Annotated in this window: 23 protein-coding genes and 4 tRNA genes; 16 read left to right on the top strand and 11 right to left on the bottom strand. The window is 39.8% G+C overall.

The window, feature by feature from the left end; genetic code table 11:
* The first annotated feature begins 38 nt into the window (after positions 1-38).
* Positions 39-989, top strand: a complete 951-nt coding sequence (locus AC1PJP_RS10510; RefSeq protein ID WP_013196684.1) for a cation diffusion facilitator family transporter — start codon at positions 39-41, stop codon at positions 987-989.
* 19 nt (positions 990-1,008) lie between these two features.
* Here AC1PJP_RS10510 and AC1PJP_RS10505 read toward each other — a convergent pair whose 3' ends face one another.
* A complete protein-coding gene (locus AC1PJP_RS10505) occupies positions 1,009-1,347 on the bottom strand; it encodes a hypothetical protein (RefSeq protein WP_267531263.1) in 339 nt (112 codons plus the stop codon).
* 275 nt (positions 1,348-1,622) lie between these two features.
* On the opposite strand from AC1PJP_RS10505, the gene AC1PJP_RS10500 reads away from it, so the two are divergent.
* Positions 1,623-2,573 (top strand): hypothetical protein, encoded by a 951-nt coding sequence (locus AC1PJP_RS10500; protein WP_005300925.1) that lies wholly within the window; start codon positions 1,623-1,625, stop codon positions 2,571-2,573.
* An 88-nt stretch (positions 2,574-2,661) separates the two neighbouring features.
* Here the strand turns inward: AC1PJP_RS10500 and AC1PJP_RS10495 are convergent.
* The 8 genes from AC1PJP_RS10495 to AC1PJP_RS10460 all read right to left on the bottom strand — a co-directional run bounded on the left by AC1PJP_RS10495 (position 2,662) and on the right by AC1PJP_RS10460 (position 7,692).
* Positions 2,662-2,737, bottom strand: a tRNA-Glu gene (locus AC1PJP_RS10495).
* A 30-nt stretch (positions 2,738-2,767) separates the two neighbouring features.
* A tRNA-Glu gene (locus AC1PJP_RS10490) sits at positions 2,768-2,843 on the bottom strand.
* 121 nt (positions 2,844-2,964) lie between these two features.
* On the bottom strand, positions 2,965-3,864 hold the full coding sequence (locus AC1PJP_RS10485; protein WP_479766936.1) for a hypothetical protein: 900 nt from the start codon (positions 3,862-3,864) through the stop codon (positions 2,965-2,967).
* Between the two features lie 119 nt (positions 3,865-3,983).
* Positions 3,984-5,405, bottom strand: a complete 1,422-nt coding sequence (locus AC1PJP_RS10480) for an amino acid permease (protein ID WP_004789844.1) — start codon at positions 5,403-5,405, stop codon at positions 3,984-3,986.
* A 128-nt stretch (positions 5,406-5,533) separates the two neighbouring features.
* Positions 5,534-5,609, bottom strand: a tRNA-Glu gene (locus AC1PJP_RS10475).
* Positions 5,610-5,634: 25 nt separating this feature from the next.
* Positions 5,635-5,710 (bottom strand) — tRNA-Ala (locus AC1PJP_RS10470).
* Positions 5,711-5,767: 57 nt separating this feature from the next.
* Positions 5,768-7,276, bottom strand: coding sequence for a glutamate--tRNA ligase (gene gltX, locus AC1PJP_RS10465; RefSeq protein ID WP_004789843.1), 1,509 nt, complete (start codon positions 7,274-7,276; stop codon positions 5,768-5,770).
* A 116-nt stretch (positions 7,277-7,392) separates the two neighbouring features.
* On the bottom strand, positions 7,393-7,692 hold the full coding sequence (locus tag AC1PJP_RS10460) for a hypothetical protein (protein ID WP_005300933.1): 300 nt from the start codon (positions 7,690-7,692) through the stop codon (positions 7,393-7,395).
* 399 nt (positions 7,693-8,091) lie between these two features.
* On the opposite strand from AC1PJP_RS10460, the gene AC1PJP_RS10455 reads away from it, so the two are divergent.
* Positions 8,092-9,090 carry a sulfate ABC transporter substrate-binding protein gene (locus AC1PJP_RS10455; protein WP_005044064.1) on the top strand — a complete coding sequence of 333 codons (999 nt, stop codon included), beginning with the start codon at positions 8,092-8,094 and terminating at the stop codon, positions 9,088-9,090.
* Between the two features lie 66 nt (positions 9,091-9,156).
* Here AC1PJP_RS10455 and AC1PJP_RS10450 read toward each other — a convergent pair whose 3' ends face one another.
* Entirely contained in the window at positions 9,157-9,756 is a 600-nt protein-coding gene (locus tag AC1PJP_RS10450; RefSeq protein WP_479766944.1) for a TetR/AcrR family transcriptional regulator, read from the bottom strand.
* A gap of 122 nt (positions 9,757-9,878) precedes the next feature.
* Here AC1PJP_RS10450 and AC1PJP_RS10445 point away from each other — a divergent pair, with 122 nt between their 5' ends.
* The 9 genes from AC1PJP_RS10445 to AC1PJP_RS10405 all read left to right on the top strand — a co-directional run bounded on the left by AC1PJP_RS10445 (position 9,879) and on the right by AC1PJP_RS10405 (position 19,091).
* Positions 9,879-10,484, top strand: a complete 606-nt coding sequence (locus tag AC1PJP_RS10445; RefSeq protein WP_479766935.1) for an NAD(P)H-dependent oxidoreductase — start codon at positions 9,879-9,881, stop codon at positions 10,482-10,484.
* A 257-nt stretch (positions 10,485-10,741) separates the two neighbouring features.
* A complete protein-coding gene (rsmH, locus tag AC1PJP_RS10440) occupies positions 10,742-11,665 on the top strand; it encodes a 16S rRNA (cytosine(1402)-N(4))-methyltransferase RsmH (RefSeq protein ID WP_005300940.1) in 924 nt (307 codons plus the stop codon).
* Positions 11,665-11,997 carry a cell division protein FtsL gene (gene ftsL, locus AC1PJP_RS10435; protein WP_004789835.1) on the top strand — a complete coding sequence of 111 codons (333 nt, stop codon included), beginning with the start codon at positions 11,665-11,667 and terminating at the stop codon, positions 11,995-11,997. The genes rsmH and ftsL overlap by 1 nt, the downstream gene beginning before the upstream one ends.
* Before the next feature lie 11 nt (positions 11,998-12,008).
* Positions 12,009-13,841, top strand: a complete 1,833-nt coding sequence (ftsI, locus tag AC1PJP_RS10430; protein WP_005300944.1) for a penicillin-binding protein PBP3 — start codon at positions 12,009-12,011, stop codon at positions 13,839-13,841.
* 3 nt (positions 13,842-13,844) lie between these two features.
* Positions 13,845-15,344, top strand: coding sequence for a UDP-N-acetylmuramoyl-L-alanyl-D-glutamate--2,6-diaminopimelate ligase (locus AC1PJP_RS10425; RefSeq protein WP_479766934.1), 1,500 nt, complete (start codon positions 13,845-13,847; stop codon positions 15,342-15,344).
* An 8-nt stretch (positions 15,345-15,352) separates the two neighbouring features.
* The gene (locus AC1PJP_RS10420) at positions 15,353-16,753 is read left to right on the top strand and encodes a UDP-N-acetylmuramoyl-tripeptide--D-alanyl-D-alanine ligase (RefSeq protein ID WP_479766933.1); all 1,401 of its coding nucleotides are present in this window, start codon (positions 15,353-15,355) and stop codon (positions 16,751-16,753) included.
* On the top strand, positions 16,754-17,872 hold the full coding sequence (gene mraY / locus AC1PJP_RS10415) for a phospho-N-acetylmuramoyl-pentapeptide-transferase (protein WP_004789827.1): 1,119 nt from the start codon (positions 16,754-16,756) through the stop codon (positions 17,870-17,872).
* A gap of 59 nt (positions 17,873-17,931) precedes the next feature.
* A complete protein-coding gene (locus AC1PJP_RS10410) occupies positions 17,932-18,264 on the top strand; it encodes a DUF7709 family protein (protein ID WP_192454579.1) in 333 nt (110 codons plus the stop codon).
* 2 nt (positions 18,265-18,266) lie between these two features.
* Entirely contained in the window at positions 18,267-19,091 is an 825-nt protein-coding gene (locus AC1PJP_RS10405) for a putative RNA methyltransferase (RefSeq protein ID WP_479766932.1), read from the top strand.
* Between the two features lie 95 nt (positions 19,092-19,186).
* On the opposite strand, the gene ponA is transcribed toward AC1PJP_RS10405, so the two are convergent.
* The gene (gene ponA, locus AC1PJP_RS10400) at positions 19,187-21,748 is read right to left on the bottom strand and encodes a penicillin-binding protein PBP1a (RefSeq protein WP_479766931.1); all 2,562 of its coding nucleotides are present in this window, start codon (positions 21,746-21,748) and stop codon (positions 19,187-19,189) included.
* 161 nt (positions 21,749-21,909) lie between these two features.
* Here ponA and AC1PJP_RS10395 point away from each other — a divergent pair, with 161 nt between their 5' ends.
* The 4 genes from AC1PJP_RS10395 to AC1PJP_RS10380 are packed head-to-tail and all read left to right on the top strand — an operon-like array spanning position 21,910 to position 24,893.
* Positions 21,910-22,968: a pilus assembly protein PilM gene (locus AC1PJP_RS10395; protein WP_005300961.1), complete on the top strand. Its 1,059-nt coding sequence runs from the start codon at positions 21,910-21,912 to the stop codon at positions 22,966-22,968.
* A complete protein-coding gene (locus AC1PJP_RS10390; RefSeq protein ID WP_013196695.1) occupies positions 22,968-23,609 on the top strand; it encodes a PilN domain-containing protein in 642 nt (213 codons plus the stop codon). Before AC1PJP_RS10395 ends, AC1PJP_RS10390 begins: the two co-directional genes overlap by 1 nt.
* On the top strand, positions 23,606-24,355 hold the full coding sequence (locus AC1PJP_RS10385) for a type IV pilus inner membrane component PilO (protein WP_151988681.1): 750 nt from the start codon (positions 23,606-23,608) through the stop codon (positions 24,353-24,355). Before AC1PJP_RS10390 ends, AC1PJP_RS10385 begins: the two co-directional genes overlap by 4 nt.
* A gap of 10 nt (positions 24,356-24,365) precedes the next feature.
* Complete coding sequence (locus AC1PJP_RS10380) at positions 24,366-24,893, top strand: pilus assembly protein PilP (protein ID WP_042895464.1); 528 nt, start codon at positions 24,366-24,368, stop codon at positions 24,891-24,893.
* The last annotated feature ends 56 nt before the right edge of the window (positions 24,894-24,949 follow it).

Genomic DNA, 24,949 nt, shown 5'->3' with positions numbered 1-24,949 from the left:
TAACTCACCATAAAGATAAATAAAAAGGAGTCCGCAAAATGGGTGGACATCATGGTCATGATCATAGTCATGCTGTAGTGACTGAAGGTAATGCTAAGAAGTTAACGATTGCTTTAGCGCTTACGACAACGTTTTTAATTGTTGAAGTCATTGCAGGTTTAATCACACAAAGTTTGGCATTGCTTTCTGACGCTGCGCATATGTTTACAGATGCAGCTGCTTTGGCAATTGCTTTGGTCGCTATTCAAATTTCCAAACGTCCTGCTGATAATAAACGCACTTTCGGTTATCAGCGCTTTGAAATTCTGGCTGCTTTATTTAATGCACTCATGCTTTTTGTGGTGGCAATTTATATTTTATATGAGGCCTATATCCGCTTCTCTAAGCCACCTGAAATTCAAAGTATAGGAATGCTCATTGTGGCGACCATTGGTTTGGTGATTAATCTCATCTCAATGAAAATTCTCATGTCGAGTGCCAATAGCAGTTTAAATGTGAAAGGTGCTTATCTGGAGGTATTGAGTGATGCGCTAGGCTCAGTCGGCGTTATCATCGGGGCACTCATCATTTACTTCACCAACTGGTACTGGGTCGATACGATTATTGCGGTACTGATTGGCTTTTGGGTATTACCAAGAACATGGGTTTTACTTAAACAAAGTATTAATATTTTACTCGAAGGTGTGCCAGAAGAAGTGGATATTGAGAAGTTACGTACAGATCTGCTTTCTTTAAATGGTGTGGAGAGTATTCACCAACTTAAAGTGTGGGCGATTACTTCTAAAAATATCCATTTAACGGTGCACTTATTTGCGCCTCAAGCAGATCGTACCAAGCTCTATCAAGATGCTGTTGAAATGCTTTCTCATGAACATGGTATTGGCGAAGTGACCTTGCAAATTGAAGACGATGCCGAGATCAATTGCCAGCATATTGCTCAACATGCTTCACACGAGCATGATGATAAAGAACATTCACATCAGCATTAAGCTGATGTGAACACTTTTTTTAAATTTCCCATTCGTTATTGCAGTCACGGCATTTCCAATGTTTTTGTGACTGCATAAATGCTTGCATAGACAGTTTAAAGTCCGGCAAATCACGCCAAAACATAAAACCTGCTCCTACAGTCACAACAAAAACAACTACTGTTGCAATTTGAAGAGTGCTACCTGCACCATTGCCAAAAATCCACATAAAAATGCTAATCACAACCAAGAGTAAAAGCATAAAAAGTGCAGGAATTAAGATAGCTAGGCTTTTAGGAACTGCTGGTTTTACGCTGTTCATGCCTTGGCTTACAGGCATGATTTTAACACTTTGACATTGAGGGCAACGATATTGCATGAGAACTCCACATTTAGTTTGAATCTATTCTAACGGAAATGTGGGAAAAGAAAAAAATTTGTAAGATATCGATGAAGTACTATGAGTTAGCAAAAAAATTACTTATGAATAAACAAAGAAATATAAAAAACTGATGATTTATCCGTACACATAAAAATTAAAATAATATTGTAGAGCATGCTAATCTACAGAAAAATGAAGTGTGATTAGCACTATAAATGAGCTTAAATACTCGTAAATAGGACGTGGAATAAATATAAAAAGGAGAGAGGGACTTGGGTCAACAAGATGACAATAAGTCGCAGCCTACAACGACAGCATCGGTTTTAGCTACCCCAGATACCGCAAAACCGTCATTATCTCGTCGATTACTGCATAAGACATTGCAACATGCCCAAGATGCAGTTGGGTTTGCTAGCGACACAACACGTAATATTGCAGAGGTTGCAGATGCGGCTTTAGATGCGCTCGATCAAGTGACTACCCACACCAGACGTGGAGTTGTTGGAATGACAAATCTGGCGGCTGGCACTGTAAGAGATATGGTGTCTGAAACTAGTGAAACCGCACGCCAAGTTGCATTGATAATGGCGCGTACATTTTTGGGTAAGAGTACCTTAACGTTGTACTTACCTGAAATGTTATTAAATAATCAAATCCGCAAGCGCATAGACCGCTCTGAAATTGATGATATTAAAATTAAGTGCGGCAATGATAGTTTCCAAGTCGAGATCGATGGGCATTATCATCGTTTCATGTACCGTTTAAGTTTAGATTTTAAAGTATTGGAATGTCGTATTGGGCAGGAAAAGTTTTTGCGCCTACGTCAAATGGATGAAAGTCTTGATGTCCAGATTCGTCATGGAGGAACATTGTCAAACTGGGCTGTGCGCCGTATTGGTCGGGTTGGTTTTGAAGTTGTAAATATGTTACCCATTCCATCACTTATTAATCATTTAATTGGTGATATTCCGGGGATCCAGCGTGATGGCCACCGTATGTGGTTTATTGACCTAGAGCAGGCAGGATTTATTGACTTTATTAATAATCGATCTTGGATGGTTGAAAAGCTTTTGAGTCTTACAGATTTCAGTATTTTACCTGGTTTGAATATTTTGAGAGAAAGTCGAGAATTGGTCCAGCAATTGGTAGATCAATTTGAAATTAGAGGACTACGTGTACAGTCGGGTCGCCTTGAAGTACAAGTGGGAATAGCAAGCTCATAGAGCATAGTAAAAGCCGATCATTGATTGGCTTTTTATTTTTTTAGGCAAGAAAAAAGCCACTGACGTTATGCAGTGGCTTTTTAGAATTTGGCGTCCCTACGGGGATTCGAACCCCGGTTACCGCCGTGAAAGGGCGATGTCCTAGGCCTCTAGACGATAGGGACATATGTGAGGCATACATCTGAAAAAATTATTGGCGTCCCTACGGGGATTCGAACCCCGGTTACCGCCGTGAAAGGGCGATGTCCTAGGCCTCTAGACGATAGGGACGTTTCAGAGGTGGGCGTATATTAGGTCGATTTAATAAAAGTGTCAAATAGTTTTCTGAAGAAATATTAAAAAAAACAGTCAACCGATTAAAAATAACTCTAATTGTAGAAAATATATACATTTATCCTTCATTTTTCTGAAAAGGCTCAATAATTGCCGTTATAACAGACGGATGTTGTAGATAACCTAAAATCTCATGGGGCTGGTTGGCAAAGGTATAAATTTTCTGATTAATAATTGGAGGATCAAAATTAAATGGGGCCTCACATAGTGGAAATGCAGTTAGAAAATCGTCTTGAGAGTAAAAATTAAACCAATCACCGTGAATACATGATGGCCTAACGATTGGAATCGGAAGCTTACTTTGAATTACGCGAAAAGATAAAGGAGAAGCTAACGTTATAAATCGTTTAATTGAGAACCGATATGCAGGATTTGAAAGAAGGTTAAAGGCAATAACCGAGCCGAGAGAGTGCGCAACGACAATATAATCTTCATTTTCTCGCATTTTCTTTAAAATCCGTTCATTTACTTCCTCCATAAATTCAGGATTAGATAAGTACATATAAGTCTCAATCAGAAACTGTTGTATCAAGCTCTCATGTAATTTAGGGAAGTTATTTAACAGAACAACCAACTCTTTGAGTAGGCGGTCTTTTACGAGCTGAGAGGTCAGATAGATTCGTTCTGAAAAGCTTTTTTCAGCGGAGTCAGTTGCTGGTAGCAATAAAGGAACAAATGGGGTGTGCTCTTTAGCAGGAGGATTATGGGGATGTAAATGAATGGGTAAATAATTATTTAAAAATGACTTAGGTAATAACGTATTGAGGTCTAATTGATTGCTTAATCGATATTTAGTCATTAGGTCGCCATAAAATGGCATATGAATATGAAGATCGCGCACGTTAACTTTGCAAGGCAACTGTTTTAGGCCAAGCTTAAATACTTTTAGCCAATGCTCTTTTAAGCGATGAGCAGTGTAATTCTGTTGATTCATCCCGTGGATAAATATAATTTTCATTCTATACAAGGAATTGTTTTTAATATAAATTTTAATCTACAACGGTACGTTATATAAAACCAGTATGCAGACAAAAAAAAGTGTAGCTTTTTGCTACACTTTCATTGAATAAGAGTGGTTTAGACTTTATTGCGGTAAAAAATAAAATAGCTGACATAACATAAAGCTGTAAAAATAAGGCAGCCTACGAAACCAGCACGCATTTCAGGGTCTGCTGCCATACTTAAACACGTAATAAAGCAGAAAATAAAACCTAAAATCGGGACGATAGGAAATAATGGAGCAGCATATTGTAAGTCTTTAACTGTATGGCCAGATTTGTACCATTGGCGACGGAAATTAAATTGACTTAAACAAATGCTCATCCAGACAATAACCATAGTAAATGCTGCAACGCCAAGCAGATTTTTAAAAATAGTCTCTGGGGCAAATTGCTCTGATAACAAGCCTGGAATTGCTCCAAACATTGTTACAACTAAGGCAACAATAGGTGTTCCACTTTTTGAGAGCGTAGCAAATACGCTAGGTAATAATTTTTGTTCTGACAGTGACCACATCATACGTGAAGCGGCATAAAGTCCTGAGTTTGCTGCCGAAAGCAGAGCTGTAATAATTACAAATCGAATAATGTCATCCGCATAGGGAATGCCAATATAATTAAATACAGTAACAAAAGGACTGCTACTTACGCTTTCACCACCTAAACCTGCAAGCTGGAAGGGAAGCAAAGCGCTAATAACAATAATGGTACCCACAAAGAAAATAAGAAGACGCCAAATCGCAGCATTAATTGCTTTGGGTACATTCTGAGCTGGATCTTTGGTTTCACCTGCTGCTACGCCAATTAATTCTGTGCCTGAGAAAGCAAAGTTAACAATCAGCATGGTGGTGAAAATAGGAATTAAACCATGTGGGAACCAGCCTTGCGCTGTAAGATTGCTAAATAGCGGTGCAGTTTGGCTGCCATGAAAAGGAATTAAACCAAAAATTGCTAGTAGGCCGAGCACAATAAAAGCAATCACGGTAATGACTTTAACAAGAGCGAGCCAAAACTCAGACTCAGCAAAAATTCGAGTTGAACTAATATTTAAGCCAAAAATAGTGATTGCAAAAACAATTGTCCAGATCCACATTGAAATATGTGGGAACCATTCCTGCATGAGTAATGCCGCAGCTGTGAACTCAGTTCCAAGCGTTGCAGTCCAGGTCAGCCAGTACATCCAAGAAATCATATAGCCAGTACTAGGACTAATATATTTTTTGGCATAAGCACCAAAAGAGCCTGAAACAGGCATGTGTACAGCAAGCTCTCCTAGGCAAAGCATGACCATGTAAGCGATCGCGCCACCAAGTATATAGGCAATAATTGCGCCAATAGCTCCAGTTTGTGAAATGACTTCCCCTGAACCTAAAAAGAGACCAGTTCCGATAGCTCCGCCTAGTGATAACATCACAAGATGGCGAGTACTCATGGCTCTTTTTAAAGGTGCAGTACTGTTCTGATGCTGATGAGCATCTAGTTGATTGTCAGATGGCTGCATATTACACATTGAGAGAATTAAGAAAGACGCTATTTTAGATAAAATAGACAAATGTGCAATCTAGAAAGAGATAAAGAATAAACAGTAAGGTGACGATAGAGTCTTTTTATAATTTTTAAAGCAGAATATGGCGTCCCTACGGGGATTCGAACCCCGGTTACCGCCGTGAAAGGGCGATGTCCTAGGCCTCTAGACGATAGGGACTTGATGAGGCAAACACAAAGGAGCGTGGTGGAGTCAAGCGGGATCGAACCGCTGACCTCTACAATGCCATTGTAGCGCTCTACCAACTGAGCTATGACCCCAGTTTGTGTGAGCGCAATATTAGGGTGGATGCGCTCACACGTCAACAAAAAAATGAATTAAGCTTCGCTAGTTGCTTCATTTTTAGGCAATTTTAGGCTCTCATTGAGTTTTTCCCAATTTTTAACTTCTTTCTTGCTTGGTCCACCCACAACTTCTAAGGCGCGGCGTAAACGAGCGAAAGTTAAATCAGGTCCAAGGGTCACCATCGACTGCATTACAGGTGTTGAACTAGTTGAACCTGCAATTGCGATAAAGAACGCTGGCATGAAATCGCGTAATTTAATCTCCATCTGATTCGCAAGATCCATTAGAGTTTGGCTAACAGTGTCGTTATTCCAAGTAAACTGACCTTCAAGACGCCAAATTGCAAATTGCAGACTTTGACGAACCTGTTCTTGAGTCAATTTTTTGCTTTCAAACATTTCAGCAGTAATTTGTGGCATATGGTTAAAATAGAAACCAGCCCAATTCACAGCTTCTGAAAGTAAATTAATACGCGGTTGAATGGCAGCTGCAATATCTTCTAAAGTGCTGCGATCACTTTTCCATGTTAATAAGCGGTCTAATAATTGACCAGGGGTTAAGCCTTTGATCCATTGACCATTTAACCAATTCAGTTTTTCAACATCAAAAATTGGTCCACCTAGTGAAACACGTTGAATATCAAAGCTATCCATCATGTCTTGTAGCGTAAATACTTCACGCTCATCTGGCATTGACCAGCCCATACGGCCTAAATAGTTTAATAAGGCTTCTGGTAAAACGCCGATATCGCGGTAGTAGTTAATTGATGTCGGGTTCTTACGTTTAGATAATTTTGATTTATCTGGGTTACGCAATAATGGCATGTGACAAAGTGTCGGCATTTCCCAACCAAAATATTGGTAAAGCAACTGATGCTTCGGTGCAGATGGAAGCCATTCTTCACCACGTAATACATGAGTGATTTCCATTAAATGGTCATCGACCACATTCGCTAAATGATAAGTCGGTAACCCATCATTTTTAAGAAGAACTTGCATGTCGACTTGTGCCCAAGGAATTTCAACTTCCCCGCGTAATAAGTCATTAAATTTACAAATACCTTCTTCAGGTACTTTCATACGGATGACATGGGGTTCGCCCGCTTCCAAGCGACGAGTCACTTCTTCTTGAGAAAGTTTTAACCCGCGACCGTCATATTTTGGTGTTTCACCGCGTGCTTGTTGTTCAGCACGCATCTGGTCTAGTTCTTCAGCAGTAGCGAAACAATAAAAAGCATGACCTTTTTCAACAAGTTCTAATGCGTATTGCTTATAAATTCCCATACGTTCAGATTGGCGATACGGTGCATGAGGACCACCTACATCTGGACCTTCAGACCAATTTAGACCTAACCAACGCAATGAATCCAAAATCATTTTTTCAGATTCTGGTGTAGAGCGAAGTTGGTCTGTATCTTCAATTCTTAAAATGAATTCTCCGCCATGTTGTTTCGCAAAACACATGTTAAATAAAGCGATGTAGGCAGTGCCGACATGAGGAAAACCGGTAGGAGAAGGTGCAATACGAGTACGAACTTTCATAGGTAATGGGTCAAAATAAAAATTGAAACTATTATAACGAAAAAGCCCAGTATTCTGACGTTTTATTTAACGTCAGTCTGGGCTAAAACTGAAACGAAGAGGGGGTGTTTCAGATTTTAAGAAGCATGCGGCTGGAAGATTGCCTGAACAAAACGTGAAAAACGTTCGTGTTGTGCAGCAAGAAAATTTTGAGTCGGTGTAACGCGAATAGTATTGAGTACCTTAAGCTCATCATCTGAAGAAGGTAATACAATAGGATTACGTTTCTGTTGATCTAAAGCTTTTTCAATAAGCGAAGTCTGCTTATCTGACCCAGTTTTATTTGGGGTATCTTTAAGTACTGCTGCTGCAGAAAATTGTGATGCTAAACCCAGCACCAAACTTAAGCTTAACGCTTTTCCATAATGAATTTTCATTATTAATCATCCCCTCAGTTCATTACATTTCAACTATTTTTTGAGTTTAACGAAATGTAAAATTACGGTAATGCTACGATTTAAACATAAATCTTAATAAAAAAGTGGAACTGTGTCACACTTTTTACAAAAATTATCTATATTTTAATCTGGTCGACCCCAATGTAGGTCATGTGTATCCTTTACGCTTCATTATTTAACAAATTAATGTGTAGATAAAGTGAAGGCCCTCATTAAGTTGTAAGAATAATTACAAAAAATTTCAAAAATGAAATGATTTAGGCTTCTTAAGCTATATATCTTAAAGAGATTAATAAAAAATATATTAATATAAGTAATTGATTGTAAATTATAAAATTAAAAATATAGTAAAACTAAAACCAATGATGGATTTTGTAAATGAAAAAAATATCAATAATGGCTGTAGCGGTGTACTTGGGAATGGCAACAGCAGCTCAGGCCGCTACTTCTTTTTTAAATGTTTCTTATGATCCGACCCGAGAATTTTATCAAGAATATAATCAGGCTTTTGGGAAGTTCTGGAAACAGCGTACAGGTCAGGATGTTGAGTTTAAACAGTCGCATGGTGGGTCTGGTAAACAAGCACGGGCAGTAGCTACGGGGCTTGAAGCCGATGTTGTAACGTTAGCGTTAGCGAATGATATTGATGAGATTGTGAAAGCGGGTTTTATCCAACCAAATTGGCAAAAAGAATTTCCAAACAATTCTGCACCTTATACGTCCACCGTTGTGTTCCTAGTACGAAAAGGTAATCCAAAAAATATACGTGACTGGAATGACTTAACAAAACCAGGTGTGGAAATTATCACCCCTAATCCTAAAACAGGGGGCGCACCGCGTTGGATTTATTTGTCGGCATGGGGTTATGCTTTAAAACAACCGGGCGGAAATGATGCCAAAGCTCGTGAACTAGTTAAAAAACTTTATCACAATGTAAAAGTACTTGATTCGGGAGCACGTGGTTCGCTAACAACATTTGCTGAGCGTGGAATTGGTGACGTTTTATTATCATGGGAAAACGAAGCTTTATTGGCGACAAAAGGACCTGATAAAGATAAATATGAAATCGTTTATCCATCAATTTCAATTTTGGCAGAGCCTTCCGTCGCAATTGTAGATAAAACCGTAGATAAAGATGGCAACCGAACATTAGCAAAAGGCTATTTGAACTTCTTATATTCACCATTGGGACAAGAGTTGGCGGCTAAACATTATTTCCGACCACGCAATGCGCAAGTGGCTGCTAAATATGCAGCACAATTCCCAAAAATTAAATTATTTACAATTAATGATGTTTTTGGTGGCTGGGCTAAAGCTCAAAAAACTCACTTTGCAAATGGGGCTGTCTTCGATCAAATTTACGATGGGAAGCAATAATTAATTAAGTTTTTTTAGAGCCGCTTATTTAATAACTAAGCGGCTCTTTGTATTTTTTAGATTAATTTAAAAATTACCTAATCTTTTTATTAAAGTATTGATAAATATATTAATGTGGTGGTTAATGTCATCTTTAAAAATCATATATTGTAAAGCTAGCCCATAACTTAATGATACGAGCTCTATAACAATAGAATCATAGTCATCAGGCTCAGTTATCTCCGTTAAAGAAAAGAATTGCTCCATAATCTTCGTTACTTCTTGTTGATGAGTTTTCCAAACCTTTTGATACTCCTCGGCGAAGGTAATATCACGTGCAGCAAATAGCTGTAATTCTATTGATATTTTAAGCCATTCATCGTTTGTAAAAAAAGCGGTCAGCCATTGACGTAATGAATCAATGAGTTGATCCGTATTTGAAGGGGCATTGGTAAAGATTTCTTGTAATTGTAAATTTTCTTTAGCGAATTGAAGCTGCATTAGCTCAAGTAAAAACTCTTCTTTATTGTTGAAATTCGAATAAAAGGCACCTTGAGTATAACCTGCCTGTTTAGAAAGATTCCTGATTGATACCGCGTTATAACCAAATTCAGAAATGAGAGCAAACCCAGCGTCAATGAGATGTTGCCGAGTTTGTATCTGTTTTTCATTGCGAGAAAGAGTCATAAGAGCCAGATAAAATAATAATTGAGATATCACTTGATATCTTAATTTTTGTGAGATATTTTTGCTATTCATTTATTTCAAATATCAACTGATATCTGATTGTGCGACAATAAAGGCGCTATATGTCTCAAGTCTCTAAACGTATTGTAGTTATCAATGGTCATCCATCTGATACTAGTTTTAATCATGCATTAGCTCAAAACTATGTAGAGCAGGCAAAAACATTAGGTATTCACGTAGATATAATAGAAATTGCCAAGTTGGGTTTTGAACCTAATTTAAAATATGGCTATGAGACACGAATGGAATTGGAACCTGATTTAATGAATGCGCTTGAAAAAATTCAGGCTGCGGATCATTTGGTATGGTTCTTTCCAGTGTGGTGGGGAGGGCTGCCGGCTATCGCTAAAGGTTTTATTGACCGACTCTTTTTACCGAATCTCGTATTTAGTTACCGAGAAAACAGCAATCGTGTTATTGGGCATTTACAGTCAAAAACAGCACGACTGATTACGACTTTAGATCAGCCGGGTTGGTTTTATCGTTGGTACTATGGTGAGCCAAGTACTCGACAACTTAAAAAAGCGACTTTGCAATTTTGTGGGGTGAGTAAAGTTAAAGTTAATTATGTTGGAACAGTGCGGGGCGCAAGTTCAGACCAACGGCAAAAATGGTTAAATCAAATCGGTAAATATGCAGAAAAAGATTGCCAGCTCATCTCGTCCTAAGGTAAATCGGCGGGAGTTTTTAACAAAATAAGCCTAAAGAAAAAGAGAATTTTTAAATAAAGAATTTAATAAAAAAGTTTTATTAATTCGTATTTAACTCTAGAAAATTATTCTTACTTTCTTATTTTGCTTAAAAAGTGCTAACAAAACGGTTTTATCTATGAAAAATTAATATTTTCCTACAAAAAGCCGTTTGGCGTTGGTCATAAACAAGGTGATAATGTGCAGTTACATTTTTACGCAATGATTTAACACCTATGTCGCATATTTCTGTCTTACTTTTTGAGACCGTTGAGAGCTTATTGGCAGATCGCACAACAGGGGTGTATATCGATGCAACCTTCGGAAGAGGTGGGCATACACGTTTATTGCTCTCTAAACTTGATGAAAATGCACGAGTGTATGCATTTGATAAAGACCCTCAAGCACTGGAAGTTGCTGCTGCTTTGGCACAAGAAGATCCAAGATTTACGATCATTCATGCGAGTTTTGCTGATATCAAAGAGAAGATGCAGGAAATTGGCGTGATGAGTGTTGATGGCATTATGGCTGATCTGGGAGTGTCATCTCCTCAACTTGATCAGGCAGAACGTGGTTTTAGTTTCATGCAAGATGGTCCGTTAGACATGCGAATGGATAATTCTAAGGGTTTAACTGCGGCCGAGTGGTTACTTGAAATTGAAGAAGAACAATTAGCAAATATTATTTATCAATATGGTGAAGAGCGTTATAGTCGACGTATTGCTAAAGCCATTAAAAATGCTGGAAAACTAGATACAACTGCTCAATTGGCGGAGCTTGTAAAAACAGCCCATCCAAAATGGGAAAAACATAAACATCCAGCGACACGTACATTTCAGGCTATTCGTATTGCTATTAATAAAGAGCTCGAAGATATTGAAGTGTTTTTGCCGCAAGCTGTAGACTTACTCAAACCGGAAGGACGTTTGTCTGTTATTAGTTTCCATTCTCTTGAAGACCGACTGATTAAGCAGTTTATTCAAAAAGAATCTACATTAGCAGAAGATTTCGGTTGGGGAATGCCAGAGCAGCGGGTAGATACAAGAAGATTAAAGAAAATTTCACGGGTTCGTGCGAGTGAAGAAGAAGTAAAAGCGAACCCTCGGTCACGTAGTGCATGGCTTCGGGTTGCTGAACGCTTGGAAGAAAAAGGCGCGTAATGAAAAGCAGTGATGAAATCGCAACCACAGAAAACAAAGTGGTGAAAAAAGTTGTGGTGTATACAGTCTTGGTGGCACTTGTTTTTATAAGTGCCATGATGGTGGTATTTCAAGTATTTGAATATCGTCATGATTATAGAGAGCTTAGCTCTTATATGCGTGAACGTGATGATCTCAATGCTGAATGGGGGCGTTTGCTCATTGAGCAACAAACCTTTGGTGCAACGGCACAGATTGGTACACGTGCTGTAACTCAGCTACGGATGTTTTCTCCACCGGCTGCAGAAACGGTGGTAATTTCTTTACCAATGACCTCAGAGCAAAATAAGTAAGGCCTTGCTGTATGGTAGATAAGCGAACAAAACAAACACGGAAAAAACAGCAGTCTATTTCGGAAAAACCAACTCTTGCCTTTGATATGTGGCGGTTTTATCTGCTCTGGGCAGTAGTGTTACTCTGTTTTGTTGTTTTAATTGCACGTGCATTTTATGTACAGGTAATTAATAAGGATTTTTTACAAAACAAGGCCAATGCCAATATTTTGCGTACTGAGCGTGTAGAAGCTATGCGTGGCGTGATTAGTGACCGCCATGGCGTGCCTTTGGCAATTAGTACACCGATCATGAAAATCGTAATGGATCCGCGTGATTATTTCGATACAAAGCATTTATATGACCAAATTACAGCGGAATTAAAGAAAGATCCGAACAATCGTAAATTAAAACGACAATTACCCGATAAAAACTTAAATCTTGATGAGTTGGCAGATGTCGTTGGTTTAGACCGTGCCGATCTTAAAAAGCAGATGAATGCACGACCGCGTTCTCGTTATCTGGTTTTGAAAAAAGAAATACCGCCGCAACAGGCAGATCTTATTACGAAAGGTAACTTTCAAGGCGTGTATGCCGAGAAAACCTATAAGCGTTATTATCCTCAACCACAGCCAAATGCCCAGATTATTGGTTTAACCAACAGTGAAGGCCAAGGGATTGAAGGCTTAGAAATGCAGCTCAATAAACAGCTGTCAGGTGTGGATGGTGAGCAAAAAATTATTCGTGATAAGCGCGGAAACCGTTTAAAAGTTTCAGAGGTGATCCGTGAGGGTGAACCAGGCGAAAATATCACTTTAAGTATCGACTCTCGTTTGCAATACATTATGTATAGAGAGCTGACCGCAGCTGGTGTTGCAAATAATGCCCGTTCGGCAACGGCAATTGCTGTAGATGTTAAGACCGGTGAAATTCTGGCAATGACCAGTTGGCCGTCATATAACCCGAATGATAAAAATGGTTTGTCTAATAAAGATGCTATGCGTAACCGCGGTGCGATTGATATGTTCGAACCGGGTTCAACCATGAAGCCATTTACAATTTCTTCTGCATTAGAAACTGGGCAATATACGCCTAACACGATTGTAAATACTTCTCCAGGTTCAATGCGTTTAGGTTGGCATACGATTCGTGATACCCATAATTATGGTGCTTTAACTGTTAGTGGCGTCATTATTAAATCTTCAAACGTGGGTTCTGCAAAAATTGCATTGTCACTTCCAAAAGAAACACTACCAAGCTTCTTTAATCGTGCCGGTTTTGGTAAACGCTCGGCTGTGAAGTTTCCGGGGGAAAGTTCAGGTTTAGTGCTTCCAGTAAGTAAATTGAACTCTTCTCAAATTGGTACCATGGCTTATGGTTATGGCCTAAACGCAACTATTCTTCAGCTGGCGCAAGGCTATGCAATGCTTGCAAATCATGGCGTAAAAATGCCTCTAAGTTTACATAAGCTCGATCAAGCACCTAAAGGTGAGCAAGTTCTTGCTCCAAAAATTGCTGATCAGGTTTTGCTTATGCTAGAGCAGGTTACGATGCCTGGTGGTACTGCCAAGCAAGCTAATATTCCGGGTTATCGTGTTGGTGGTAAAACAGGTACAGCTCATAAACTTCGTGCAGACCGTAAAGGTTATTCAAATAATGAATACCGTGCTTTATTTGCTGGTGTTGCGCCAATTAGTGACCCACGTTTAGCTGTTATTGTCGTTGTTGAAAACCCACAAGGCCGTTATTACGGTGGTTTGGTTGCGGCTCCTGTTTTTGCACGCATTATGCAAGAATCATTACGTTTAATGAATGTGCCGCTTGATAAGCCCCTTGATACTTCAGTAAATCCTATTCGCAGGTAAGCTATGTCTGTTTCTTTTCAAGAAATTAATCCAGTCGAGATTAATGCACAGTGGTCTCAGCAGCCTTTTCATGGCTTCGGTCTAGACAGCCGTAAGGTTGAGTCAGGCCAAATTTTTATTGCTTTGACCAGTTATAGCCAACCTGAAAAAACACGTGCTTTTGCAGAGTCAGCTTTAGCTAATGGCGCACTTGCAATCATTAGCGAGACGGAGCTGGGTGTGGCAAATGAATGGGTATGCCCTGATGTACGTCAGCGCATGGGCGAATGGCAAGAGCGTTATTTGCAACATATTGACCCTGTTACGCCAGCGCGTATTGTTGCAGTAACAGGCACAAATGGTAAAACGACAATTTCACGTCTAGTTGCTGAATTAATTAGTTCACAACAACAGCGCTGTGCGGTGATGGGCACAACTGGTAATGGTATTTTGCCTGATCTGACACCATCAACTCATACTACGCTCGATGCTTTACAACTACAAAATGCATTGCATGATTATGCTAAAGAAGGTGCGACTTTCGCTTCTTTGGAAGCAAGCTCACATGGTTTAGAGCAAGGTCGTTTAAATGGTTGTGCGATTGAAATTGCTGTTTATAGTAATTTGAGTCGTGATCACCTGGATTATCACGGCACTTTAGAGGCTTACGCTGAAGCAAAGGCTCTCTTATTCCGTTTTAATTCTTTAAAAGTAGCTGTTATTAATCTTGATGATGAACATGCTGCTCTTATGATCAATGCGGCAAAACAAAATCCTGCTCAGCCAAAGATTTTGACGTATTCACTTACCCAAAATACGGCTGATTATTATATTAGTGACTTAAGTTACAGCTTGGCAGGGGCGACTTTTAATTTAGTCAGCTCGCAAGGTTCTTTTGCTGTTCAAAGTCCATTATTGGGGCATTTCAATGTTGAAAACCTGATTGCAGCGCTTATTGCTGCTGAACAAGCAGGTTTTGATTTAAAAGCATTAGTTGCTTTTGTTCCTAAGCTTATTGGTGCGCCGGGGCGAATGCAGGTCATTCGCGACGGTGAGCGTTTATTTGTTGTGGATTATGCACACACACCTGATGCTTTGATTCAGGTGCTTAAGACTTTAAAACGTCATGTATCTAATCAGCTTTGGGCAGTATTTGGGTGTGGTGGAGATCGTGACCGTGGTAAACGTCCACTCATGACTCAAGCAGCTTTGGATGGAGCGAATCCGATTATTCTGACTTCGGATAATCCAAGAACTGAAGACCCTGAACAAATTTTTGCTGATATGAAGCAAGGAATTGATTTCTCTGGGCATCGCATGCAGGAAATTCATGATCGCCGTGAAGCAATTAAATTTGTTGCACAGCAAGCTCAAGCTGGTGATATTGTGGTTATTGCGGGTAAAGGTCATGAAAATTATCAAGAAATTAATGGTGTGCGCCACTGGTTTGATGATGTTGTCGAAGTACAATCAGCAATTGCTGTGCAACACCATACTGTAGACGCTGCTTACCCTGCACAATAGGATTATTTATGCATACTTCAACCACCAGTACCGTGCCTTTGGAACCGTGGACAGCTCAACAATTACAACAGGCAACGCAGGGTTGTTGGCATAAAGACCAGATCCCTCAAACTGAAATTAAACGTATTTTGACGGACTCTCGTCATGCGGAAACTGGGGATGCCTTTTTAGCACTAAAAGGTGAGCGTTTTGATGCACACGACTTTGTAGCACAGGTTGCCGCGAATGGTTGTCAAATCGCCATTGTTGAACGTCCTTTAGATATAGAAATTGCACAGTTAGTTGTTGCCGATACTCGCTTGGCTTTGGGACAACTCGGCGCTTATCGCCGTGAGCAAAATACACAATTAAAAGTGATTGCTTTAACAGGTAGTAGCGGTAAAACCACAACTAAAGAAATGTTGGGAAGTATATTATCGCGCTTAGCTCCGACATTAATCACCCGTGGTAATTTAAATAATGACCTTGGTGTACCCATGATGCTGCTAGAGCTTCGCAAGGAACATCAATATGCGGTGATGGAGTTGGGTGCAAGCCATCAAGGTGAAATTGACTATACTTCTAAATTAGTTCAGCCTCATGTTGCAGGCATTTTAAATATTGGTACAGCTCATCTGGGCGAATTTGGTGGGCGTGAAGGTATTTGCCGAGCTAAATCGGAAATTTATCGTCATATTTTGCCAAATGGCGTTGCAATCGTACCGCAACAAGATGATTTCACTGCTGAGATTCTTGACGCTGCAAAAGCGCATCGTATTTATACATTTGGTGTAGGTGGCGATGTGTATGCAACAGATATTGAATTATTACCTCAATCAACAAATTTTACGCTACATACGCCGCAAGGCGTCAGTGCCGTTAAACTCCCTTTTGCAGGTGAGCATAATGTTCAGAATGCAACCGCAGCTGTGGCTTTTGCTTTAGCAATTGGTATTGGACTAGAAGATATTGTCCAAGGCTTAGAGCAAGCTCAGGGCGCCAAAGGTCGTCTTAACTTTATTCAAAAGTCACCTTACTTATTTATTGATGATACCTATAATGCCAATCCGACTTCGATGCGTGCTGCTGCACAAGTGTTGTTGCAGCAACAAGGCTTAAAAGTGATGGTCATGGGGGATATTGGTGAGTTAGGTGATAGCAGTTGGCAGGAACACCACGATTTAGGTCGTGATCTTGCTGAACTTCCTTTAGATCATATTATTGCAGTTGGGCAGTTTGCTCCAGCCGCTCTCGAGGGTGCAGACTCTCATTCCAATAAAGTGAAAGCATTTCAGACACAAGCTGAGGCGCTTCCATTTCTAATCAATCTAATCCAAACACATCAACCACAGTCCATGAGTTTCCTGTTTAAAGGTTCTCGCTTTACTCATATGGAAACGTTGATGGCTGATTTGATGGAGAAACTTTAAATGCTGTTATGGTTGTTTGAACAACTTGCGGGCTATCACAGTTCGTTTCAGGTCGTTCGTTATTTAACATTACGTTCTTTACTCAGTGTATTAACTTCACTGACCATTGGTTTGGTCCTCGGACCGATCATGATTCGTAAATTACAAGCGTTAAAATACGGTCAGGCAGTAAGTTCATTTGCTCCTGAGAATCATGCTAAAAAGATGGGTACACCAACCATGGGCGGAATTTTAATTCTGCTTTCAATTGGTATTAGTACTTTACTCTGGGCTGATTTATCTAACCCTTATGTCTGGATTGTGCTTGGTGTAATGGTTGTGTTCGGTGCTGTGGGCTGGGCAGATGACTGGATTAAAATTCGCTATAAAGACAATGCTGGTTTACCTGCCCGTAAGAAGTTTTTCTGGACTTCTGTTGCATCGCTTGGGGCCGGTATTGCTTTATATTTAATTGCAACCCAACAGTCGAATGCTGAACATACGGCAAACATGCTGGATTTATTGATTCCATTCTTTAAGAATCTTTCAATTCCACTCTCTATGGTTCCTTTAGGCTTGGCATTTATTGTATTTACCTATCTGGTTATTAATGGTGCCTCTAACGCCGTTAACTTAACTGATGGTTTAGATGGTTTGGCAATCATGCCTGTTGTCATGGTAGCTACGGGCTTAGGCGTATTTGCTTACTTGTCAGGTGATATTCGTTTTGCTAACTATTTGCATATTCCATATGTGAAATATACATCTGAGCTTGTTGTAATCTGCTCTGCGATGATTGGTGCGGGTTTGGCATTTCTTTGGTATAACGCACACCCAGCTCAAATCTTTATGGGTGATGTTGGCGCATTAGCTTTAGGCGCGATGCTTGGAACAATTGCTGTCATGGTTCGCCAAGAAATCGTATTTGCGATTATGGGTGGTGTGTTTGTAATGGAGGCTGTATCTGTCTTCTTGCAAATTGGATCGCTGCGGATGCGTAATAAACGCGTGTTCTTAATGGCGCCGCTACATCATCACTATGAAAAGCAGGGCTGGAAAGAAACCCAAGTTGTGATTCGTTTTTGGATTATTACAATTATATTAGTAGTTTTAGGTCTAATGACTTTAAAATTGCGATAGATCTTATTTTAGTGTCAATATAAAGCCAGTTCTACTGGCTTTTTTTATTGGAGAGATGAATGACAAAAGTTGCTGGTCTAGACCAATTATCTGTAATTAATCAGAAAGTAGTTGGAGAGGGCGAAGTATTACCTCAAGTTGTGCTTAAAGATGGAAGTCAGGTACAAACCGGAACTGTCGCTACAATGCTGCATAATATTGAATTATATAATGCAGGCCAAAGAGGCCAGATTGAGGAAGAATTAAAGATTGCTATTCCAACTTTAGTCAAAGTGGGGCTATTTGATTTATTTCAGGTAGATGAATGGATTAAGGGAACAAATGCAGGGCGTACATTTGTGGGAATGCATGCAAAGACTTATTTACAACATAAAGAACAAGAGAATAATTAAAAGTGACTAAGCAAATTTTAATGTGTCCTGTGTGTCGTCAGTCTCTCGATTTAAATGAAAAAACTTGGCGATGTGGACAAGAGCATAGTTATGATGTCGCTAAACAAGGTTATGTGAACTTACATGTTGTGCAGCATAAACATAGTAAGAACCCTGGAGATACGCCAGAGTCGGTCGATGCACGAAGAGCTTTTTTACAAGGTGGTTATTATCAGCCTTTACAACATGCTGTAGTCGCTTTATTAAAACAATTAGATGTAAAAACCGTACTTGATATTGGGTGTGGTGAAGGTTACTACACCAGTGCCATGCAGCAAGTCGTTGAGCAATGTGTTGGTGTTGATATTGCAAAAAATGCGGTACAGCGTGCAGCAAAGCTTAATGCTGAGGTGACTTGGGTTGTGGGAACTGGTGCGACTTTGCCTGTGCTTGATCAAAGCATGGATGCATGTACCAGTTTGTTTAGCCCAATTCCACAAGTAGAAATTGCTCGAGTTTTAAAGGATGATGGATATTTAATTGTTGTCACTCCTGCATCTGAACATTTGTATGCAATGCGTGAGGCTCTATTTGAGCAGGTTAACCCTCATATACCAGAGAAGTTTGTAGAGCAGTTGCAAGATTTTTTTGAGCTTAAACAAGAGCAAATTATTAATGCCCCTTTTGTGCTTGACCAACAGGCTTTAAAAAATCTGATTGCTATGACACCTTATGCTTATAAAGCATCTCCTGAGCGTCGTTTGCAGTTAGAGCAGCAGTCGCAATTAGAGGTAACGGCATCTTTTCAAGTTTATGTTTTTCAGAAACGTAATAAAACAGCTAGCTAACAGTCGATTGTTAAAAGCGTAAAAAAAAAGCCATCATACGATCTATTTTTAAGAGCGCAAAAAAAGAAGCCATCTGATGATGGCTTCTTTTTTTGCTATTCAATCTGATTAATTAGATTTTCTAGTTCATCTTTCTCACGCTTCGGCGCTGCTCCCTGTGAAGGCTTCATCGCAGGAGGTGCAGCTTTTGTTGGAATAACAATTTCCTCACCTGGTAAATCGGAAAAGTCATTGTCATTGCTCAGTTTCGGTTGTGGTGGTGCTGGGCGATATAGCGGGCGTGCTAATGGTGGAGCTGCACGATAAGTTTTCTTATCGCCTACCTCAGTAACAGTTTGTTGTTTGTCACGTGAAATAGGACCTTGAGCATCTTTATCTAAACGAACCCAAGATGCTGGCGTACCTTGCAATGCTTGACCCATAAAGTTAATCCAGATCGGTAATGCAGCAATACCACCATACTCACGTCGACCTAGTGTCGTCGGTTGGTCAAATCCAACCCACGTTACAGTCACTAATTTACCGTTAAAGCCTGCAAACCATGCATCTTTTGCATCGTTGGTTGTACCTGTTTTACCGCCTAAATCACTACGGCCAATTTTAAGTGCGGCACGGCCTGTACCATGCTCAATTACATCACGTAAAATGTTCGCCATATCGTAAGCAGAGCTTGATTTTAAAATACGTTGAGCTTGGCGATATTCGCTATTCGCTTTATCAGTTTGTTTAAGATTAAGTTGCTTAGCTGCCTTTTCTTTCTGCTCTACGTCTTTGTTAGTAACCTCAATCACTTCATCATCTGTTGTCGTAGCTTTCTGTTCGTCATCAGTTGTGTCAGGCGCGTTAATGCATGGAATACATGCATATTCTGGCTTAGCTTGATAAATCACTTTACCGTATGCATCTTCAATACGCTGAATAAAGTGTGGTTGAACGCGATAACCACCATTTGCAAAAGTTGCATATCCAGTTGCCATTTGAATTGGTAATACTTGAGGTGTACCTAGAGCAATGGTGTAGTTACGTGGAATTTGATCTTCTTGTAAACCAAAATCCATGAATAACTGGCGAGTACGTTCAATTCCCACCGTTTGTAAAAGGCGTACTGACACGGTATTACGAGACAAATACAAAGCACGGCGTAAAGGGATCATCCCTAAATAACGACCGTCAGAGTTTCTCGGTGTCCACTTACCAATTGTGATAGGGCTATCATTCACCATGCTGTACGGCGTCATACCGCGTTCAAGTGCCAATGCATAGACAAACGGTTTGATCGTTGAACCGGGTTGGCGCCAGCCTTGTAAGGCACGGTTAAATTTCGATTGATAGAAGTTATAACCACCTACAATTGCTTCAATTGAACCATCATTCGGGTTAATCGCAATAAGTTGACCTTGAACTTTTGGAACCTGAACTAAAGACCATGCTGTTTTTGCATCATTTGGACGTAAGCGAACAATATCTTTAACTTGAACAATTTGAGATGCACGTGAAGGAGCACCACCTACACTATTCGCATTGCGATAGGGACGAGCCCATGACATACCTGACCACTGTACAGTTACGGTCGTGCCATCTTGCATTAATGCATCAAAAGAGCTGCTATTTACCTTGGTAACTTGTGCCGGGTAAGTATTGGCATATGCTCTAAATTCATTTAATGGTTTATCGTGTGCTTCCGCACCACGCCAGCCATGACGACGGTCGTAAGCTTCAAGACCATCTTGTACAGATTTCTCTGCAATCGCTTGGCGTTTAGCATTGATGGTTGTATAGACTTTATAGCCAGAATCAATGGCTTGTTCGCCAAAATGTTTAACGAGTTCCGAACGAACCATTTCGCCCGCATATGGGTGAATATTATTTAAATCCCGATTGGGCATGTTTAGATTAATCGGTTCAGCTACAGCTTTTTGATATTCTGTTTGAGAGATATAACCCAGCTGTAACATACGACCTAAAATCCAGTTGCGGCGTTCAAGTGCGCGTTCAGGATTAACCACAGGATTGTATTTAGAAGGTGCTTTTGGTAAACCTGCAATCATTGCCATTTGAGCAATGCTGAGCTCATTAATACTTTTGTTGTAATAAATTTTGGCTGCTGCTGCGATACCGTAGGCATTTTTTCCTAGGAAGATTTTATTCACATACAGACTGAGAATTTCTTCTTTAGATAAGTTTTGCTCAATTTTTCGAGCTAAAAAGATCTCGGTTATTTTACGTTTTAAGGTTCTTTCTGGGCTCAAATAATAGTTCTTTGCAACCTGCATGGTAATGGTTGAACCACCAGTTTGCACATCAGAACCAGTTACACTTTCACTTAAAGCACGCCCTAAACCTTTAAAACTGATCCCGCTATGTTCGAAGAAAGAAGAATCTTCTGCTGCTAAAAATGCATGAATAAAAGCAGGAGGAATTTGTTTGTATTCAACTGGAATAGAAAGCTTACCACCATACTCGGCAATCAGTTGATTATCCGAGGTATAGACCTGTAGCGGTTTTAAAAGCGGAGCTTTTTTTAGTGAACTCATTTCAGGGAGCGATGGGGCGATATAGAGATACATGCCATAAAAGCCCATCGGAAGTGAGACTAAGATAATAATAATGATCAAAAAAATTGGACGCACGAAGCCCAAACTGGATAGCTTTTTCATGATAAGTAAGCTTTAATAAGATCGAATACAAACTAATTGTGGTCAGTATAGCCTTTAGACATGCGGATTGTTAGATGAGATATTGTATCCGTGTAAAAATAAAGACCTAGATTATTGGTTTGTAATTTTTTTTGGGGATAAAAAAATAATAGGACAATAGTGTGCTCAGGTTATATCGTAAACCGAATAAGGGGTTAATGGGTGTCGATATTAGTTCGACTTCTGTTAAGTTGTTAGAGCTCTCTGTTAAGAACGGTAAATATTGGGTGGAAAGCTATGCTTTGATGCCTTTACCCGAGAACAGTGTAGTTGAAAAAAATATCTTGAATCCAGAGGCAGTAGCAGAAGCTTTGGAACGGGCGATGAATTTAGCAAATCCCCAAACCAGTAACGCTGCAATTGCTGTTCCAACATCGACGGTTATTCATAAAACCATCGAAATGGATGCAGATATGAATGATGATGAACGAGAAGTTCAGATTCGTTTAGATGCGGAGCAGTATATACCGTTCCCTTTGGATGAAGTGAGTCTTGATTTTGAGGTTTTACCAGATCGACTGCCTAATCCAAACCGTGTAAATGTACTTCTAGTTGCAACAAGAACAGAAAATGTTGAAACACGAGTAGAAGTGCTGGAACTAGTAGATCTAACGCCTAAGCTTGCTGATGTCGAAAGTTATGCTGTCGAGCGCGCTTTTAGTGTATTTGCTGATAGTTTGCCCATGGGTGCAAATACCATTGGTATTTTAGATATCGGCCATACCATGACTACATTATCGGTTATGCAAAGTGGCAAAATCATTTATACCCGTGAACAAGTCTTCGGCGGCAAGCAGCTTACTCTGGAAATTCAGAGCCGTTATGGTTTGTCATTGGAAGAAGCGGGACGAGCTAAAAAAGAACGCTCTTTACCCGATGACTATGACATCGAAGTTTTAGAGCCATTTTTAGATGCCGTTGTGCAGCAAGCAGCCAGATCTCTACAATTTTTCTTTTCTTCATCACAGTTCAATGAAATAGACCATATTTTACTAGCAGGTGGGAATGCCAATATTCCTGGACTTGCCAAATTGTTGCAGCAAAAACTTGGTTACCGTGTGACCATTGCCAATCCATTTTTACAAATGGGTTTTTCTCCTCAAGTCGATATTCAAAAACTTGAAAATGATGCTTCATCATTAATGGTGGCATGTGGTTTGGCTTTAAGGAGTTTTGATTAATGGCAACAATTAATTTACTTCCTTGGCGTGATGGGCTTAGGGAACAACGCAAAAAACAATTTATTATTTTCTGTTTTGGGGTCGTTGTGCTGGGGATTACCACTGTATCTTCTGGGTGGTTTTATTTAAATCAAAAATTAGATGATCAAGAACAAGCTAATCAACTCATTACCAGTACAAACCAGAGTCTAGATCAACAGCTTAAAACCTTAAATGGCTTGCAAGAACAGCGTGATGCCATTATCGAACGTATGAAACTTATTCAGGGGTTGCAAAGTCAACGCCCTGTTGTTGTGCGTTTGGTGGATGAATTGGTACGGGTGACTCCGGCAGCGATGTATTTGACTAAATTTAGCAGAACTGGAGATAAATTTACCATTGAAGGTAAAGCAGAAAGTCCAAATACGGTCGCGGAGTTATTACGTAATCTCGAAGCATCACCATGGTATCGCAATGCTTTTATGAACTCTTTCTTGGCGACCGAAGAGAAAAAAGATAAGACGGCGAGTTCACTGCTTCCTAGAGTAGAAGATAGTTATGGCAGTTTTGTTGTGACTGTTGATTTAGGAGAAATGGGGGTGACTACAACAGATGATACCGCCAATACGTCTGTAAGTGCGGATAAGGGGGCGGTTAAATGAGTCCGGATGAACTTCATGAGTTGTCGTTAGAACAAGCTCCATCTAAGAAAAAACAGATTACTTTAGAAAAATTTCTTCAGCAATTTAACACACTAGATATGAACAGTTATGGTAGCTGGCCATTATCTGTGAAAATTACGTGCTGGGTTTTTATTTTCTTTGCTGTGTTGGCTTTGGGATACTTTGTTGTGATTCAGCCAAAGTTACAAGCAATTGATAATGCGCAGGCGCAAGAAAGTAATTTGTTGAATGAGTTTCGTGAAAAGGATTCAAAATTACGTAACTTGCAGCAATATCAACTTCAACTTCAAGAGATGCAAGCAAACTTTAATCAGCAGTTAGAACAACTCCCAAAAGAAACCGAGATTCCAAGCTTGGTTGAGGATATTAACTTAACTGGTGTGAGCTCCGGTCTGAAGTTTAAAAATATTCGTTTAGAAGATGAAGTGAAGCAGGAAATCTTTATTGAACAGCCTATTACGATGGAAGCAACTGGCGATTATCACGCTTTTGGTGCTTTTGTTAGTAGTATTGCGGCATTACCACGTATTGTGACGATGCATGATTTTGTTGTAGAAGCTGCACCTGTTAAAGATAGTAAGTCGGATATTCCTGTCCTTAATTATTCTATTAAAGCAAAAACTTATCGCTATATGGGCGCCGTAGAAAATGCTGAACATCCGGAAAACAACGCTTCTGCTTCAGTAGCACCTGTTTCCTCTACTGCTAATACACAGTCGAAATAGGAGCATTACAATGAAACTTAAGCAAATTTCTTTTTCTATTTTGGCATGTTTAGTTTTAGTTGGATGTGACTCGAGAATTGATGCTGTAAATCAGCAAATGGCAAATATACGTAATCAGCCACCACAGCCGATAGATCCAGCACCTGTTTTCACGCCTGTACCACAATTTAACTATGCGGCTCATCAGCTAAAGAGTCCATTTTTACCAAGCTCACTTGCTGCTGAGCTCAAAATTATGGCAGGAAAACGGGTGTATCCGAACTTCTCACGTGCACCTCAGCCTCTAGAAAGTTATGCATTAGAATCCTTAAACATGAAAGGAAGCATACGTAATAACCGTGGGCAAGTATTGGCTCTTATCCAATCACCCGATCAGCAAATTGAACGGGTACAGGTGGGGAACTATATCGGGATGAACCAAGGGCGTATTACCCATATTGGTCCAACCCAGATTGATCTGGTAGAGATTGTTCCTGATGGGCGCGAAGGCTATGTGGAGAGACCAAGAACCTTAGTGTTAATTGGACCCGCACCCTAAAATTTAGGGAATAACAAAGAAAAAGTATTTTTAAAGATTATTTAATTGGGGATGGT

The organism is Acinetobacter sp. V116_7 (assembly GCF_056735735.1).
The sequence above is the reverse complement of the archived record's forward strand: the minus strand, read 5'-3'. Positions and strand labels throughout refer to the sequence as shown.